This window comes from Streptomyces sp. NPDC026515, assembly GCF_055567595.1.
The window spans coordinates 293,895-311,330 of sequence record NZ_JBVHQD010000001.1; the positions used below are offsets into that span (position 1 = coordinate 293,895).

10 protein-coding genes are annotated in these 17,436 nt (G+C 69.2%); 7 read left to right on the plus strand and 3 right to left on the minus strand.

Features of this window, described 5'->3' with window-relative positions; all coding sequences use genetic code 11:
- Window positions 1-57: 57 nt before the first annotated feature.
- The gene (locus tag ACZ4O3_RS01275) at window positions 58-255 is read right to left on the minus strand and encodes a DUF4236 domain-containing protein (RefSeq protein ID WP_362566498.1); all 198 of its coding nucleotides are present in this window, start codon (window positions 253-255) and stop codon (window positions 58-60) included.
- Window positions 256-591: 336 nt separating this feature from the next.
- On the opposite strand from ACZ4O3_RS01275, the gene acnA reads away from it, so the two are divergent.
- Both acnA and ACZ4O3_RS01285 read left to right on the plus strand, forming a co-directional pair.
- Window positions 592-3,306, plus strand: coding sequence for an aconitate hydratase AcnA (gene acnA / locus ACZ4O3_RS01280; protein ID WP_467720738.1), 2,715 nt, complete (start codon window positions 592-594; stop codon window positions 3,304-3,306).
- Window positions 3,307-3,502: 196 nt separating this feature from the next.
- Window positions 3,503-3,775 carry an ATP-binding protein gene (locus ACZ4O3_RS01285; RefSeq protein WP_467720739.1) on the plus strand — a complete coding sequence of 91 codons (273 nt, stop codon included), beginning with the start codon at window positions 3,503-3,505 and terminating at the stop codon, window positions 3,773-3,775.
- Window positions 3,776-3,883: 108 nt separating this feature from the next.
- On the opposite strand, the gene ACZ4O3_RS01290 is transcribed toward ACZ4O3_RS01285, so the two are convergent.
- The gene (locus tag ACZ4O3_RS01290; RefSeq protein WP_467720740.1) at window positions 3,884-4,291 is read right to left on the minus strand and encodes a hypothetical protein; all 408 of its coding nucleotides are present in this window, start codon (window positions 4,289-4,291) and stop codon (window positions 3,884-3,886) included.
- Between the two features lie 770 nt (window positions 4,292-5,061).
- On the opposite strand from ACZ4O3_RS01290, the gene ACZ4O3_RS01295 reads away from it, so the two are divergent.
- Window positions 5,062-8,340, plus strand: a complete 3,279-nt coding sequence (locus tag ACZ4O3_RS01295; protein ID WP_362718855.1) for a GH92 family glycosyl hydrolase — start codon at window positions 5,062-5,064, stop codon at window positions 8,338-8,340.
- 74 nt (window positions 8,341-8,414) lie between these two features.
- On the opposite strand, the gene ACZ4O3_RS01300 is transcribed toward ACZ4O3_RS01295, so the two are convergent.
- Window positions 8,415-12,158 carry a GH92 family glycosyl hydrolase gene (locus tag ACZ4O3_RS01300; RefSeq protein WP_467720741.1) on the minus strand — a complete coding sequence of 1,248 codons (3,744 nt, stop codon included), beginning with the start codon at window positions 12,156-12,158 and terminating at the stop codon, window positions 8,415-8,417.
- 423 nt (window positions 12,159-12,581) lie between these two features.
- On the opposite strand from ACZ4O3_RS01300, the gene ngcE reads away from it, so the two are divergent.
- From ngcE to ACZ4O3_RS01320, 4 genes are all read left to right on the plus strand, one after another.
- Window positions 12,582-14,033: an N-acetylglucosamine/diacetylchitobiose ABC transporter substrate-binding protein gene (gene ngcE, locus ACZ4O3_RS01305; protein ID WP_362718861.1), complete on the plus strand. Its 1,452-nt coding sequence runs from the start codon at window positions 12,582-12,584 to the stop codon at window positions 14,031-14,033.
- Between the two features lie 28 nt (window positions 14,034-14,061).
- The gene (locus ACZ4O3_RS01310) at window positions 14,062-14,988 is read left to right on the plus strand and encodes a carbohydrate ABC transporter permease (RefSeq protein WP_467720742.1); all 927 of its coding nucleotides are present in this window, start codon (window positions 14,062-14,064) and stop codon (window positions 14,986-14,988) included.
- Window positions 14,989-14,992: 4 nt separating this feature from the next.
- Window positions 14,993-15,916, plus strand: coding sequence for a carbohydrate ABC transporter permease (locus ACZ4O3_RS01315; protein ID WP_467720743.1), 924 nt, complete (start codon window positions 14,993-14,995; stop codon window positions 15,914-15,916).
- Between the two features lie 318 nt (window positions 15,917-16,234).
- Entirely contained in the window at window positions 16,235-17,434 is a 1,200-nt protein-coding gene (locus ACZ4O3_RS01320) for an ROK family transcriptional regulator (protein WP_362729014.1), read from the plus strand.
- The last annotated feature ends 2 nt before the right edge of the window (window positions 17,435-17,436 follow it).

The following is a 17,436-nucleotide window of genomic DNA, read 5'->3' on the forward strand; positions in this document are numbered from 1 at the left end:
GGGCCGCGGACGGCGCCGCGGGGTGGACCGCCCGGTCTCCGGCCCACCCCGCGGACGTCACCGGCGGCGCTCCCTGGAGGTGCGGCGCCAGCCGAACGGTCCGGGCAGGTCCATCGACGTCGTCCGGCGTCCCGTGCTGCTGTGCGTGTGCCGGGGGCCGTGCCTGCCCCCGGTGGTGATGGACCAGGAGTGCCGATTGATGTTGAGGCGGACTCCGGGCAGGATCCGGAAGCTCTTCCGGAAGGTGAGCGGCATGACTGCGACTCCTTTCGTTCCCTTCCCGGCTACCCCCGGTCCGTGAACTGATGGGCCGGAAACCCGGATTCACTCGCGGACGCCCGTTCCGCACCCGCCGGCCCGTCCCTCTGGGGCCGGCTCCGGACACGCCGCGGGGGCGGCGGGGCGGTCCGGGCATGACCATCCGGCGCCTGTGTACTAGAGTTATCTCGACATCGAGATATCTGCCCAGGCGCACCGCAGCCGCCATCTCTAGTAAGGCATGCCTAACTTAGTCTGACCTTACTGGATGGGCCAAGTCGGCGTGGCGGCACGATTGACGGTGGTACGCGCACATCAATGAAGGAGACTGTCGTGTCGGCGAACAGCTTCGACGCCCGCAGCACGCTGCAGGTGGGCGACGAGTCGTACGAGATCTTCCGGCTGGACAAGGTGGAAGGCTCGGCTCGCCTTCCGTACAGCCTGAAGGTCCTGCTGGAGAACCTGCTCCGCACGGAGGACGGCGCGAACATCACCGCCGACCACATCCGTGCCCTCGGCGGCTGGGACTCGCAGGCCCAGCCCAGCCAGGAGATCCAGTTCACGCCGGCCCGCGTGATCATGCAGGACTTCACCGGCGTTCCCTGTGTCGTGGACCTCGCCACCATGCGCGAGGCCGTGAAGGAGCTCGGCGGCGACCCGGCGAAGATCAACCCGCTGGCCCCGGCCGAGCTGGTCATCGACCACTCCGTCATCGCCGACAAGTTCGGTACCCACGAGGCCTTCGCGCAGAACGTCGAGCTGGAGTACGGCCGCAACCGCGAGCGCTACCAGTTCCTGCGCTGGGGCCAGACGGCGTTCGACGAGTTCAAGGTCGTCCCGCCGGGCACCGGCATCGTCCACCAGGTGAACATCGAGCACCTGGCCCGCACGGTCATGGTGCGGGGCGGCCAGGCGTACCCCGACACCCTGGTCGGCACCGACTCGCACACCACCATGGTCAACGGCCTCGGCGTGCTCGGCTGGGGCGTCGGCGGCATCGAGGCCGAGGCCGCCATGCTCGGCCAGCCGGTCTCCATGCTCATCCCGCGCGTCGTCGGCTTCAAGCTGACCGGTGAGCTCAAGCCCGGCACCACCGCCACCGACCTCGTCCTCACCATCACCGAGATGCTCCGCAAGCACGGTGTGGTCGGCAAGTTCGTCGAGTTCTACGGCGAGGGCGTGGCGGCCACGAGCCTCGCCAACCGCGCCACCATCGGCAACATGTCGCCGGAGTTCGGCTCCACCGCCGCGATCTTCCCGATCGACGACGAGACCCTCAACTACCTGCGTCTGACCGGCCGCAGCGACCAGCAGGTCGCGCTCGTCGAGGCGTACGCCAAGGAGCAGGGTCTCTGGCTGGACCCCAAGGCCGAGCCCGACTTCTCCGAGAAGCTGGAGCTGGACCTCGCCACGGTCGTCCCCTCCATCGCCGGCCCGAAGCGCCCGCAGGACCGCATCGTCCTCGCCAACGCCGCCGAGCAGTTCAAGACCGACGTGCGCAACTACGTCGACACCGCCGACGAGGCGGGCAAGGAGTCCTTCCCGGCCTCCGACGCCCCGGCGTCCACCAACGGCGTTCCGACCAACCCGGTCACCGTCACCGCCCCCGACGGCTCGACCTACCAGATCGACCACGGCGCGGTCACCGTCGCGGCCATCACCTCCTGCACCAACACCTCCAACCCGTACGTCATGGTCGCCGCCGCGCTCGTCGCGAAGAAGGCCGTGGAGAAGGGCCTGACCCGCAAGCCGTGGGTCAAGACCACGCTCGCCCCGGGCTCCAAGGTCGTCACCGACTACTTCGACAAGGCCGGGCTCACCCCCTACCTCGACAAGGTCGGCTTCAACCTCGTCGGCTACGGCTGCACCACCTGCATCGGCAACTCCGGCCCGCTGCCGGAGGAGGTCTCCAAGGCCGTCAACGACCACGACCTCGCGGTCACCTCGGTCCTCTCCGGCAACCGGAACTTCGAGGGCCGGATCAACCCCGACGTCAAGATGAACTACCTGGCCTCCCCGCCGCTGGTCGTCGCCTACGCGATCGCCGGCTCGATGAAGGTCGACATCACCAAGGACTCCCTGGGCACCGACACCGACGGCAAGCCGGTGTACCTCCAGGACATCTGGCCCACCGAGGCCGAGGTCAACGAGGTCGTGGCGAGCGCCATCGGCGAGGACATGTTCAACAAGTCCTACGCCGACGTCTTCGCCGGCGACGCCCAGTGGCAGTCGCTGCCCATCCCGACCGGTAACACCTTCGAGTGGGACGCGGAGTCGACGTACGTCCGCAAGCCCCCCTACTTCGAGGGCATGGCGCACGAGCCGTCCCCGGTCTCCGACATCGCCGGTGCCCGCGTGCTGGCCAAGCTCGGCGACTCGGTGACGACGGACCACATCTCGCCCGCCGGCGCCATCAAGGCCGACACCCCGGCCGGCAAGTACCTCACCGAGCACGGTGTGGAGCGTCGTGACTTCAACTCCTACGGCTCCCGCCGAGGCAACCACGAGGTCATGATCCGCGGCACCTTCGCCAACATCCGCCTGCGCAACCAGATCGCGCCGGGCACCGAGGGCGGCTACACCCGCGACTTCACCCAGGCGGACGCGCCGGTGGCGTTCATCTACGACGCCTCCCGCAACTACATCGAGCGGGGCATCCCGCTGGTCGTCCTGGCCGGCAAGGAGTACGGCTCCGGCTCGTCCCGCGACTGGGCCGCCAAGGGCACCGCGCTGCTCGGCGTCAAGGCCGTCATCGCCGAGTCCTACGAGCGCATCCACCGCTCGAACCTGATCGGCATGGGCGTGCTCCCGCTGCAGTTCCCGGAGGGCGCCACCGCCGAGTCCCTCGGCCTGACCGGCGAGGAGACCTTCTCCTTCACCGGTGTCGAGGAGCTCAACAACGGCACCACGCCGCGCACGGTCAAGGTCACCACCGACACGGGCGTCGAGTTCGACGCGGTCGTCCGGATCGACACCCCCGGTGAGGCCGACTACTACCGCAACGGCGGCATCATGCAGTACGTGCTGCGCAGCCTGCTCCGCAAGTAGCCTTCAGGGGCCTGTGAGGGCCGCGTCCCCGGTCAGCCGGGGGCGCGGCCCTTCGCCGTACCTGGGCGCCGGCGCCGCGGAACATCGCCGGGCCTCAGGCGGAACACAGCGTTCCCTCAGCGCACCGGCACAGACTTGGTACACGTCTGCCACCGCAGGGGCCCGAACCGGCCGAGTCCGCGCCCCGCACGCGCCGATGCCCAACCGGATGCCGCCCGGCCCCGCGGACTCCGCCACGACCCGGACCCGCACCGGTGTCCCGGCGGGCGGCTCGGGCCTCGGCCTGGCCGTCGCCGCGGCGATCACCACGGCCCACGGCGGTCGCCTCGGGGTGCGGAGCACCCCGGGCCGCACGGAGTTCACCCTCGAACTGCCGGTCTCCGGCCCGCCGTCCACCGGCACGGCAGGACGCGCCCGCCCGGCCTCCGTCGAGGGGGTCTGCCGGGCGGGCGCCGACACAGGGCGCTGACGCAGGGCGCCGGGCGGTCGCACCGGGCGCGACGGAGCAGCCGGAACGACCCGGTGTCCGCCTCGCCCGCGCCGGGTGTCAACGGCGTCGGTGCCCGCCGTCAGGACGTCAGTCGTAGGGGTTGATCGACGTGGCGGACGTGCTGCAGTTGTCGAAGGTCGTGTCGCGGCAGACCGTCAGCCAGAGGCTGTGGATGCCGCCGTCCAGGCTGCCCGGCAGGCTGCCCCAGGTGGTGGTGGTGCCGCACCCGGCGCTGTTGAAGTGGTTCGGGAACTGGAAGCCCGGTACGGAGACGTGGAAGAACACCGGGTGGGCGTCGCAGGACGTGTCGCTGAGCTTCACGTTGCGCAGGGTGAAGGATTCCGAGCCGGTCCAGTCGACGGTGAGCGAGGCGGAGGCGCCCGTGGTGCTGGCGCTGAGCGTGTCGTTGTCCGCGGCGCCGGCCGTCCCGGGCGTGAGCCCGAGGGCCGCGGCCGCGAGGCCGGTGACGACGGCCGCGATGGCACGCTTCTTCATGAGTTCTCCCGTGTGTTCGAGCGCGTGGTCGGTCTGATGCCCGGCGTGAGGTGTTCGCTCCGGCCCGGCCGCAGCAGGCTGTCGGCGCGGCCGGGAACCTGCCAAGGAGTTCCGGCCGTCCTGGGACGCCGGGACGCCGGGGGCGCGCTGAGGTGCCGCGTCACGGGGCTGCTGGGACATGCCTGGGACGCCGGTCGCGGCGCCGCGACCGCGGAGGGTGCGCCGGCGTCCCGGAACGGCGGAGCCTTTCCGGCCGTTTACAGCCGCCCTCGTCCGCGCTACCGTCTCGGAGGGTGGGGTGGGAGCGCTCCCATAATTTTCGGCGGACCGGAACCCGCCGAGGTGCCGGGCCCGCTTCCGCCCCCGCCCCCCGACTCCTGACGGAACGGCTCCCCGGCGGTGCCGGCGTCTGCTCTGGGCGGACCCGGGTGCCGGTGCACACCGGGTCCGCGAGCCGGGCAGGGAGGGGGGTGGGGCGCCTGCCCGGAGGGGAAGTGGCTCGAACTGCCGCGTGCCTGCTGTGCTGTTCGGCTTGTGTCGACGCTGTGGCACACGACAACGTTGTCTGATGGTCCTTTCATGACTCTACCGCCCCAACCGACAACGATGTCAAGCCACTTCGCGTAGCCCGACCGGGTGAACAGGGTTGGTGCCCGTCGCGGACGTGCGGTCCCATGCGGTCTTCCGTGCTACGGGTGGCGCACGTTACTGTCCCTGCGGCTTGTGCGACCTGTGGTACGCGACCCGTCCGAAGGAGGAGGGGCCGCGTCATGCGTTTCTGTCCCATGTCTCTGCTGCTGGCCGCGGTGCTCGCGGCCGGCGGTGCCACCCCCGCCCTCGCGGCGACCGCCGGCGGGCCACCCGAACGAGCCCCCGAACTGGTCAAGGACCCCACGGCGTACGTGGATCCGCTGATCGGCACCAAGAACGGCGGCGACACCTTCCCCGGCGCCGTCGTGCCGTTCGGCATGCTCTCCTGGAGTCCGGAGAACACCAGAGGCGACGCGACCAGAACCGCCGCGCCCGGCGGCTACCAGTACGACGCCACCCGCATCCGGGGCTTCAGCCTCACCCACATGTCCGGCACCGGCTGCGCCGGCGGCAGCGGCGACATCCCCTTCTTCCCGTACGCCGGTGACGTCACCTCGTCCCCGGCCAGCGACACCAAGGACGCCGTCTACGCGTCGGACTTCACCCATGCCGACGAGACCGCCGAGCCCGGCCACTACAAGGTCGGCCTCGCCTCGGGTGTCACCGCCGACCTCACCGCGACAGCCCGCACCGGCTCGGCCCGGTTCACCTACCCGGCAGACAAGCCCGCCTCGTTGCTGATCCGCACCGCCAACTCCGAGGTGGGTTCGGCCGGTTCGACGGTCACCATCGACCCGGCCACCCGGACCGTCTCCGGTTCGGTCACCTCGGGGAACTTCTGCGGCTACCTCGATCCGGAGGGCCAACGGTCCTACTACACGCTGTACTTCACCGCCCGCTTCGACCGCGCCTTCACCACCGCCGGCACCTGGCAGGACGACCGGCTCAGCCCGGGGTCCACGGCCGCCGCCGGTTCCACCGGCGGCTTCTCGTCCGGCGGGCGGCCGGTCGCCGGCAAGGGCGCCGGCGGATACGTCGAGTTCGCGCCCGGCACCGGCCCGGTGAACGTCAAGGTGGGCATCTCGTACGTCAGCAGGTCCGCCGCCGAGGCGAATCTGCGGGCGGAGAACCCGCCGCGGCGCTCCTTCGACGCCGTCCGTGACGCCGCCCGCCGCGCCTGGCGCGACCGCCTCGGTGCCATCCGCGTCGGGGGCGGTACGGACGCCGACCGCACCACCTTCTACACCGCCCTCTACCACTCGCTCTTCCACCCGAACGTCATCAGCGACGCCGACGGCCGCTACCGGGGCAGCGACGACAAGGTGCACCGCGTCGGACGCGGCCACCGGGCGCAGTACGGCACCTTCTCCGGCTGGGACGTCTACCGCGACCAGGTACAGCTCCTCACCCTGCTGGACCCCGGCACCGGCTCGGACATCGCCCAGTCGCTCTACGAACTCGCCCGGCAGAACGGCGGGATCTGGGACCGCTGGCTGCACGGCGCGAGCGGCACCCACGTCATGAACGGCGACCCCTCGCCCACCGCCCTCGCCGGCATCCGCGCCTTCGGCGGCACCGGCTTCGACCTGAAGGGCGCCCTGCGCTCGCTGGTGAAGGCGGCCACGGTGCCGACCGCACAGGACCTGTCGGCGGCGGGCAAGCCGGTGCTGTCGGCCGGTCAGCGCCCGTCCCTGGACAAGTACCTGGACAAGCACTACATGCCGTCCGTCTCCAACGCGTGGGGTGGCGCCGCCGAGACGCTGGAGATGTCCACGGCCGACTTCTCCCTCTCCCAGCTCGCCGCGGCGGCGGGGGAGAAGGGCATCGCGGCCACCTTCGCCGACCGCTCCCAGTGGTGGCAGAACAACTTCAACGTCGCGGCCGGCCCCACCGGCGGCTACATCGCCAACCGCAAGGCGGACGGCAGCTGGGTCACCGGCTTCACCCCCGCCACCGGGAACGGGTTCGTGGAGGGCACCGCGGCCCAGTACACCTGGATGGTCCAGCACGACCCGGCCGGGCTGTTCGCCGCGATGGGCGGCACGGACCGGGCCCTCGCCCGCCTGGACGACTTCTTCCACCACAGCGACGGCAGCTGGGCCCTCACCGGCGGCGGCGACAAGTCCGCGCTGGACAACGAGCCCTCGATCAACGTGCCCTACCTGTACGACTACGCGGGCGCCCCGTACAAGGCCCAGGAGACCGTCCGGGCGGCCATGACCACGCTCTGGTCCACCGGTCCCGGCGGCATCCCCGGCAACGACGACCTCGGCGCCATGTCGTCCTGGTACGTCTTCTCGGCGCTCGGCATGTACCCCCAGGTTCCTTCCCGCGCCGAACTCGTCCTGGCCTCACCGCTGTTCGAACGGGTGGAGATCGACCGCCCGGGCGGCAACGACATCTCGATCCACGCCCGGGGAGCGGCAGCCGACGCCCCGTACGTCCAGTCCCTGAAGGTCGACGGCCGCACCAGTGACCGCCCTTGGCTGGACAGCTCGTTCGTCCGGGACGGCGGCCGGCTCGACTACACCCTCTCCGCCACCCCGAACCACGCCTGGGGGGCGACCTCCGCCCCGCCGTCCTTCCGCCAGGGCGAGCAGCCGTACCAGATCGGTGTCGGGCCAACCACCGCGACCCTCGCCCCCGGTGACAGCACCCGGGTCGCCATCCGCGCCCTGTCCCTCACCGGCGGCACCGGCCCCGAGGTCCGCTTCCGGGTGCGGACCCCGGACGGCGTCAAGGCGACCCCGGCCGAGGGCACGGTGACCGACGGCGCGCAGCAGATCATGCTCTCCACCACCTCCGGCACCCCCCAGGGCTACTACGACGTCCAGGTCACAGTGACCTCCGCCGGCACCTCCTACGCCCAGCCGGTCGCCCTGACCGTCGCCGCCCCGGGCACCCTCCTCGCCGCCTACGACAACACCGGTGTCTCGGACGACACCGGCGACCACGACGAGGGCGACTTCGACGGCGGCGGCTGGAGCTACTCCCGCCAGGCCCTCGCGGCGGCCGGCCTCACCGCGGGCGCCCAGGGCACGGTCGACGGCCTCGCCTACACCTGGCCGAACGCGCCCGCGGGCCGCCCGGACAACGCGACGGCAGCGGGCCAGACCATCGAACTGGCCACGCCGGCAGGCAGGCTGTCCTTCCTCGGCAGCGCCACCAACGGCAACCAGTCCGCCCGGGCGACCGTCACCTACACCGACGGCAGCACCGGCACGGCCGACCTCGCCTTCACCGACTGGACCGTCGGCGGCGGAGGCGGCACCGTCCAGTACGGGAACGAGACGGTGGCGAGGACCGCGTACCGCAATGTCGCGGGCGCCGACAAGGACCCCGTGGCCACCTACGTCTTCGCGACCCGGCCGTTCGAGGCACCGGCCGGCAGGAGCATCAAGAGCGTCCGGCTCCCCGACAACACCGACCTGCACGTCTTCGCCCTGGCCACCGGCTGAGACGGAGCGACGCAAGCAACGCAAGGGGGGCGGGCCCGAACGGGCCCGCCCCCCTCTGTTCCGCCGCCGTCGTCTCAGGCCAGCAACTCCACCTCCGACAGTGTCGAAGCGCCGTCCAGGACGAGCCGGTAGTGCGCGTACGTCCCCGGTGTGCGGACCGTGAACGCCCGGGTCTGCAGGTTCCAGGGGAAGGTCTCGCCCGACCGCCGGTCCACCGTGCGCCAGTGGGCGCCGTCTGACGAGGCCTGGAGGGTCCAGCCCGTCGGGGCGCCGGCGCGGTCGGCCGGCGAGGTGAGCGTGTACTGGATCCCCTTGACCGGCCGGGTCACCGGCAGGTCCACCGAGGTCACCGCCTGCTCCGTCGCCGAGGTGTTGTCGAACAGGGAGCCGTCACCCTTCAGGACGTCCGCACGCGGGGTCGGGACCTTGTCGTCCTTGGCGATCGACACCGGTCCCGCGCCCTTGCCCGTGCCCCACGTCGACGGTTTGGGGCCCATCGTGAAGTCGACGACCCCGCCCTTGGAGATGAGCGAGTGGGGGAGCGAGGTCGACGTCCAGATACGGCCGTCGACCCGCACGCCCTGCACGTAGACGTTGGCGGCGCTGTTCCGCGGCGCCCGGATCACCAGGTCCCGGCCGTTCTCCAGGTGGACCGTCGCCTTCTTGAACAGCGGGGAGCCGATCGAGTAGTCGCCGCTGCCCATCGCCAGCGGGTAGAAGCCGAGGGCCGAGAAGAGGTACCAGGCCGACTGCTCGCCGTTGTCCTCGTCGCCGTGGTAGCCCTGGCCGATCTCGCTGCCCAGGTAGAGCCGGGAGACCGCCTCACGGACGTACGCCTGGGTCTTCCAGGGTTCGCCGGCCGCGTCGTACATGTAGATGACGTGGTGGGCGACCTGGTTGGAGTGGCCGTACATGCCCATCCGGACGTCCCGGGCCTCGGTCATCTCGTGGATGACCCCGCCGTAGGAGCCGACGAAGTCGGTGGAGGCCGTCTCGGGTGTCGCGAAGTACTCGTCCAGCTTGTCCGCGAGCCCGGACCGGCCGCCGTACAGGTTGGCCAGGCCCCGGCTGTCCTGCGGAGCCGTGAAGGCGTAGCCCCAGCCGTTGGTCTCGGTGTAGTCGTACCCCCACACGCGCGGGTCGTACGACGAGGAGTCCACCCGCCACTTGCCCTGGGCGTCCCTGCCCTGGAAGAAACCGGCCTTGGAGTCGAAGAGGTTCACGTAGTCCTGGGCGCGGTTGAGGAAGTAGTCCGACTCCTCCTTGTAGCGCTTCTCGCCGGTCTTCGCGTAGAGCGCCTTGCCCATCTGGGCGATGCCGTAGTCGTTGACGTATCCCTCCATCGCCCAGGACAGGCCCTCGCGGGTGTCGTCGCTGGTGTAGCCGAGGAAGGGGGAGGTCGACATGCCCTTGCGGCCCACGCCCGAGGAGGGCGGGACGACCGTCGCGTTCTTCACGGCCGCGTCGTAGGCCGCCTCGGCGTCGAAGTGCACGCCCTTGACGTAGGCGTCCGCGAACGCCACGTCCGATGAGGTGCCGGTCATCAGGTCGGCGTAGCCGGGGGAGGACCAGCGCGAGGTCCAGCCGCCGTCCTTGTACTGCTGTACGAACCCGTCCACCATCTCGCCCGCCTGACCGGGTGTCAGCAGGGAGTACGCGGGCCAGGTCGTGCGGTAGGTGTCCCAGAAGCCGTTGTTGACGTACACCTTGCCGTCCACGATCTTCGCGCCGGTGTGCGTCGGGGTGTCCTGGCTGATCATCGGCGAGAACGGGGAGGCGTACTGGTACTTCGAACCGACCTTCTCGAAGCCGGAGTTGGGGTACAGGTACAGCCGGTACATGCTGGAGTAGAGGGTGGTCAGCTGGTCGGCCGTGGCTCCCTCCACCTCGACCTTGCCCAGCAGGTTGTCCCAGACCTTCTGCGCGCGCGCCTTCACGGTGCCGAAGGAGCTGCCGTCGGGGATCTCCCGGCGCAGGTTGTCCGCCGCCTGGTCGACGCTGATCAGCGAGGTGGCCAGGCGCAGTGTGACGGTGTGGTCGGAGCCCGCGTCGAAGCGCAGGTAGCCCTTGACCCCGCTGGAGTCGCCGCCCGTCACCGGCTTGTCGAAGACACCGTAGACGAACAGGCGGGTCGCGCCCGTCGACAGCCCGGACTTCACATCCGAGTAGCCGGTGACGACCCCGTGCTCCTTGTCGAGCGTCAGGCCCGCCTGCTCGGTGACGTTGTCGAAGATCACGCTCGCGTCGTCGCCCGGGTAGGTGAAGCGCAGCGCGGCCGCGTGGTCGGTCGGCGTTATCTCGGCCTTGAGTCCGTTCTCGAACGTGACCCCGTAGTAGTACGGCCGCGCGGTCTCGTTCTCGTGCCGGAAGGCAAGCTCGCGCGCCTCGCGGCCGGTGTCCGGGGTGCCGGTGGCGACGGAAGGCATCATCTGGAAGGTCTGCCGGTCGCCCATCCAGGGGCTGGGCTCATGGCTGGCGCTGAACGCCTGGATCGTCGGCAGGTTGTCCGCGTTGTTGGCCCGCGCGTACTCGTACAGCCAGCTCTCCGAGGACGCGTTGGTCACCGGCGTCCAGAAGTTGAATCCGTGCGGCAGGGCGGTGGCCGGGAAGTTGTTGCCGCGCGAGAAGCTGCCGCTGGAGTTGGTGCCGCGGGTGGTCAGCGCGTAGTCGGACAGATGCGCCTTGGGCTTCTCGGGGGCGACCCGCCCGATGTTCACGTCGTCGATCCAGCCGCGGAACTTGGCAGGGCCGGCCGGCGAGTCGTAGCCCACCAGTATCCGGTCGACGGTCTTGCCGGCCGCGACCGAACCGATCACCGAGGATACGTCGTTCCACTGGTTGACGTACAGCCCCTTCGCCGCGCCCTGGCCGCGCGGTGAGAGCGCGAACCCGTGGCTGTCCACCGCCCCGAGGCCGCTCAGATAGGTGCCGTCGGTGAACGCCAGGTCCACGGAGACGTTGGTGGCGTCGTAGTCGAGGTCACCGTCGGCCATCGAGGGGAAGATCCGGTACGACAGGCGTGTGTCGCGGCCGACCTTCACGTTCACGTCGAAGACCTTGTTGTACGAGTAGGCCCGCCCGCTCGCGGTGTGCCGCCCCGCGTAGCGCAGCGCGTGCGTCCCCGTGAAGCCGGCCCGGGCCTTCGCGGTCGGCGACCCGCTCGGGCCCTTGTCGACCAGCGAGAGCATCTCCTGGGGGACCGGGCCGCCGCTGCCGCCCGTGGAGAACTGGACGTCGGCGATCTGCAGGATGCCCGACGCGCCGTTGTTCTTCGTGACGTCGAGCCGGAAGTGCTGGTACTCGGCGGGCGTCGCGAGGTCGTAGGACCGGGTCTGGAAGCGTTCGGTGAAGCCCTCGCCCGTGCGGGTGTCGACGGTCTTCCAGTCCTTGCCGTCGGTCGAGCCCTGCAGGGTCCAGTCGGCGGGGTCGCGTTCGGCGTAGTCGTTCGCCGAGGTGACGGCGTACGTCACCAGCTTGATGGGCTTGTCGAAGTCGAACTCCGCCCAGCCGGTCGGCTCGAAGGTGAGCCACTTGGTACCCGGCTCACCGTCGACGAGGTTCTCCTTGACCTCGCCCGCGCCGGTGTTCTCCCCGCTGGCCCGCATGTCGGTCACGTGGTCGGTGACGTTGCCGGGGATGCCGGTGCTGTAGCCGCCGTCGACGCCCGAGGAGCGCGGTGCGCCGGCGGGGTCGGTGTCGACGGTGTCGGTCCAGTCCGGTGACGGATCGCCAGACTCGAACGATGATGCGAACTGTGTCGCGGCGGCCGGTGCCTTGGCCGGCAGGGCGACCGCGGCCCCCTGGGATCCCAGGGTCATGACTACGGCGGCCGCGATCACGACCGCCGTACCAGATCTGTGTCCTGTTCTTCGCTGCGTTCTCCGCTGCATCACCACGGGTACCCTCCCTGCCACAAGAGACAACGTTGTCAGACGCGTGGCGCAGGAACCAGTAGGTGGTCAAGTGGTCGGTGATGTCAAGGGTGTTGGCTGCGGCATTCAGGGGTCTATGTCGGCTCTTTTTCCGGCAAGCCGTACACACCTCGCTCAGATTTCCGACAGGTCTCAACTAGGAAAAGACCCTTGTCCAACCTTGCATTCGATCTTGCCCCGCTGGCGGGAAGTGGACTATACCTGTCGGCGTTTCCTGAGTGACTTACTGCACGGCCCAGCACTACCCGACCGCGGTGCCGGGAGGATCCGGTTCACCGCCTGAGTCCTGGAGAGGGCGAGGACTTGAGCATGGGATCCACATCCGCAGCCAGTCATGGTTCCGAAGGCGTCGGCCGCCGCGATCTGATCAAGAGGTCAGCCGCACTCGGCCTGATCTCGGTCCCCACCGTCGGATTTCTCTCCGCCTGTGCCAGCAGCGGCGGGGGCGGCCAGTCGAAGGACAAGGCCGGCAAGAAGACGGCCAAGAACCCGCTCGGCGTCAACGACACCGCGAAGATGGAATTCGTCCTCTTCGACGGCGGTTTCGGCAAGGAGTACGCCGAGGACGCGGTGAAGATCTACAGCAAGGACTTCCCGAAGGCCAAGGTCAAGTTCTCGGCCACCCAGAAGATCCAGTCCACCCTGCAGCCCCGCTTCAACCAGGGCACCCCGCCGGACCTCATCGACAACTCCGGCGCCGAGCAGATGGACATGGGCGTGCTGGTCGGCAAGAAGCAGCTGGCCGATCTCACCCCCCTCCTCGACGCGCCGTCGTACGACGACCCGAACAAGAAGGTCCGCGACACGCTGCGCCCCGGCATCGTCGAGATGGGCCAGTTCGACGGCGACCCGGTCTGGATCATGTACTACGCCTACACGGTGTACGGCGTCTGGTACTCGCAGAAGGCCCTGGACTCGCTGGACGCGGAGTACCCGCAGACCTGGGACCAGATGCTCGCGGTCTGCGAGAAGGCCAAGAAGAAGGGCATGGCCGGCTGGACGTACGCGGGCAAGTACCCGTACTACGTCCCGTTCTCGCTGTACCCGATGATCGGCAAGGTCGGCGGCGTCGAGGTCCTGAACGCGATCGACAACCTGGAGCCCAACGCCTGGAAGCACCCGGCCGTCAAGGCGTGTTTCGAGGCGTACTACGAGCTCTACAAGAAGGGCTACATCCTCAAGGGCACGCCCGGCCTGGACCACATCCAGTCGCAGACGGCCTGGGCCCAGGGCAAGGCGCTGTTCATCCCGAACGGCTCCTGGGTGGAGAACGAGTCGGCGAACGTCATCCCCTCCGACTTCAACCTCGCCGTCTCCGCGCCCACCGGCATCGACAAGAACGACAAGATGCCGTTCGGCACCATCTGGGCCTCCGGCGGTGAGCCGTTCATCGTCCCGGCCAAGGCGGCTAACGCCGAGGGCGGCATGGAGCAGCTGCGCATCATGCTCAGCGAGGCGTCCTCCAAGAACTTCACGTCGAAGGTGAAGTCACTGACCGCCTACAACGGCGGCACCGACGGCATCACCCTCACCCCGGGCCTCACCTCCGGTGTCGCCGCTCTGAAACTGGCCGGCTCGAATGTGGTCAACCCGCGGCTCCAGGACTGGTACGTGCAGCTCCAGAAGGAGAAGATCGGCGTGGCCGGCCTCGGCGAGATGATGGCCGGCCGGCTGACCCCGGCGGAGGCCATCAAGAAGATCCAGGGCTATGCCGACGAGGCGGCCAAGGACAGCTCGATCAAGCACTACAAGCACCAGTAATACCCACCTTCACGGCACCGGAGTGGCGATGCAGCACGGCAAGTACCGGTTCATTGTGGGGTTTCTGGCGTTGCCCCTGGGACTGTACGCGCTCTTCGTGGTCTGGCCCTTCATCCAGTCCATCTACTACTCGTTCACGGACTGGACGGGCCTGAGCCCCGAATTCAAGATGGTCGGCCTGGACAATTACAAGAGGATGTTCCACGACGACATCTTCTGGAAGTCCTTGCAGCACAGCTTGATGTTCGCGGTCGTGCTGCCGCTGGTGACGATCAGCCTGGCGCTGTTCTTCGCCTTCATGATCAATGTGGGCGGCAGCAGGAGGAAGGGCGGCCCGGTCGTCACCGGTGTCCGGGGCTCTTCCTTCTACAAAATCGTCTACTTCTTCCCACAGGTGCTGTCGATCGCGATCGTCTCGCTGCTGTTCGCCTTCGCGTACAACCCGGACAGCGGCGCGATCAACTCACTGCTCCGCGGAATTGGTCTGGACAATATCCAGCCACTGTGGCTCGGTGACCCGAGCCTGGCGCTGTGGTGCGTGATGGCCGTACTGGTCTGGTCCACGGTCGGTTTCTTCGTGGTCCTCTTCTCGGCGGGCATGGCGTCCATTCCCACCGATCTCTACGAGGCGGCCCTGCTCGACGGCGCCGGCCGCGCGACCACCTTCTTCCGCCTCACCCTGCCGCTGCTGTGGGACACCGTGCAGTCCGGCTGGGTCTACATGGGCATCCTCGCGCTCGGCGCCGAGTCGTTCGCAGTCGTACAGATCATGACGACAGGACCGGGCGGGCCCGACTATTCGACGACCGTGATGGTCCTGTACGTGTACCAGAAGGCGTTCCGGGACGGTCAGGCCGCCTACGCCACCACCATCGGCGTCGCCCTGCTGGTCGTCACGCTCGCCTTCGCGGCGATCGTGATGCGGCTGGGCCGTCGCGAGCGGCTGGAGTACTGAAGCGATGACGACGACCGAGACCGACGCCCCGATGCCGAGCGGCCCGGACGTGCCCGTGGCCCGGACCGAGGGCCCCGCGCCGAAGCCGTCCCGGCGCCGGCGCGAGGGCGGGATCCTGAACGTCTTCTCCCACGGTGTACTGATCCTCTGGGCGATCATGGTGGTCATGCCCCTGGTGTGGGCGGTGATGACCTCCTTCAAGGACGACAGGTCGATCTTCAGCTCGCCCTGGGCGCTGCCGGACGCGCTGCACTTCGACAACTGGTCGCGGGCATGGACCCAGGCCAACATGAGCGACTACTTCCTGAACACCGTCCTGGTGGTGGGCGGTTCGCTGATCGGCACGCTGGTGCTCGGCTCGATGGCGGCCTACGTCCTGGCCCGCTTCGACTTCCCGGGCAACCGCTTCATCTACTTCCTGTTCATCGGCGGCATGAGCTTCCCGATCATGCTCGCGCTGGTCCCGCTGTTCTACGTCGTCAACAACATGGGCCTGCTGAACACGATCCACGGCCTGATCCTGGTCTACATCGCGTACTCGCTGCCGTTCACGGTCTTCTTCCTCACGGCGTTCTTCCGCACCCTGCCCACCTCGGTGGCCGAGGCCGCCTTCGTCGACGGCGCCTCGCACACCCGGACGTTCTTCCAGATCATGCTGCCGATGGCGAAGCCCGGTCTGATCAGCGTGGGGATCTTCAACTTCCTCGGGCAGTGGAACCAGTACATGCTCCCCACGGTCCTCAACACGGACCCGGACAAGCACGTCCTCACCCAGGGCCTGGTCCAGCTGGCGGTCAGCCAGGGCTACAAGGGCGACTGGTCGGGTCTGTTCGCCGGTCTGGTGATGGCGATGCTCCCGGTCCTGGCGGCGTACATCATCTTCCAGCGCCAGGTGGTGGCCGGCCTGACGGCGGGCGCTCTCAAGTAACCGAACGTTTGCGCTCCGAAAGGAGCGCGAGACTGTTCCCCTCCGCGGCTCCGCCGCGCGGGCGCGACCTGCCACGACGCGTCCCTCACCCGCTCACGGACCCCGTCCGGCCCCGCCGGCCAGTGGCCTGGACGTGTCGAACGCATGTCCCTCAGGCATCCCCCGAACCGCCAACGATTTCTGTCAAGGACTTGACGTCGGTAACCCGTTCAGCAGAGCTTGGAGTTCATAACTTGTAAGTGACCCGGTTCCAGCGATGTGACGCGGGTCACGTTGGCGGCGCCGTGGCCGCCTCCGATGGCGGGAGTGGATGGGTCGATGGAGACTCCGGGGTCGCAGTCGTCGCTGCACCGAGCCAACCTGGAACGTGTCGTACGGGCCGTACGCCTGGCCGGATCGCTCACGCAGGCGGAGATCGCGCGCACGACCGGCCTGTCGGCGGCGACGGTCTCCAACATCGTGCGCGAGCTCAAGGACGGCGGAACCGTCGAGGTCACGCCCACGTCGGCGGGTGGCCGCAGGGCCCGCAGCGTGAGTCTGAGCGGTGACGCCGGCATCGTCATCGGGGTGGACTTCGGTCATACCCACCTGCGCGTCGCGATCGGGAACCTCGCCCACCAGGTGCTGGCCGAGGAGGCCGAGCCGCTCGACGTGGACGCGTCGTCCAGCCAGGGCTTCGACAGGGCGGAAGAGCTGGTCAACCGCCTGATCGCGGCGACCGCCGTGGACCGTTCGAAGATCGCCGGCGTGGGTGTCGGCGTCCCCGGTCCGATCGACGTGGAGTCCGGCACCCTCGGCTCCAGCGCCATCCTGCCCGGCTGGATCGGCGCGAGACCGGCCGAGGAGCTCAGGCTCCGGCTCGGCGTGCCCGTGCACGTGGACAACGACGCGAACCTCGGCGCCCTCGGCGAACTGGTCTGGGGCAGCGGCAAGGGCGTGCGTGATCTTGCTTACATCAAGGTCGCGAGCGGTGTCGGCGCCGGCCTGGTGATCAACGGCAAGATCTACCGGGGCCCGGGCGGCACGGCAGGCGAAATCGGACATATTACACTCGATGAGTCCGGCCCGGTCTGCCGTTGCGGCAACCGCGGCTGCCTGGAGACCTTCGCGGCGGCCCGCTACGTGCTGCCCCTGCTCCAGCCCGGCCACGGCACCGACCTGACCCTGGAAGGCGTCGTGCGGCTGGCCCGGGACGGCGACGCGGGATGCCGTCGGGTGATCTCCGACGTCGGCCGGCACATCGGCAGCGGTGTGGCCAACCTCTGCAACCTGCTGAACCCGAGCCGGGTGGTCCTCGGCGGCGACCTCGCCGAGGCCGGAGAACTGGTCCTGGCGCCGATCAGGGAGTCCGTGGGGCGCTACGCGATCCCCAGTGCCGCGCGGCAGCTCTCGGTGCTTCCCGGCGCGCTCGGCGGCCGTGCGGAGGTGCTCGGGGCGCTCGCTCTCGCGCTCAGCGAGATGGGCGATTCGACCCTTTTGGACGGCACCTCGCCCGCCGCTGCACCTGCCTTCACTTAGAG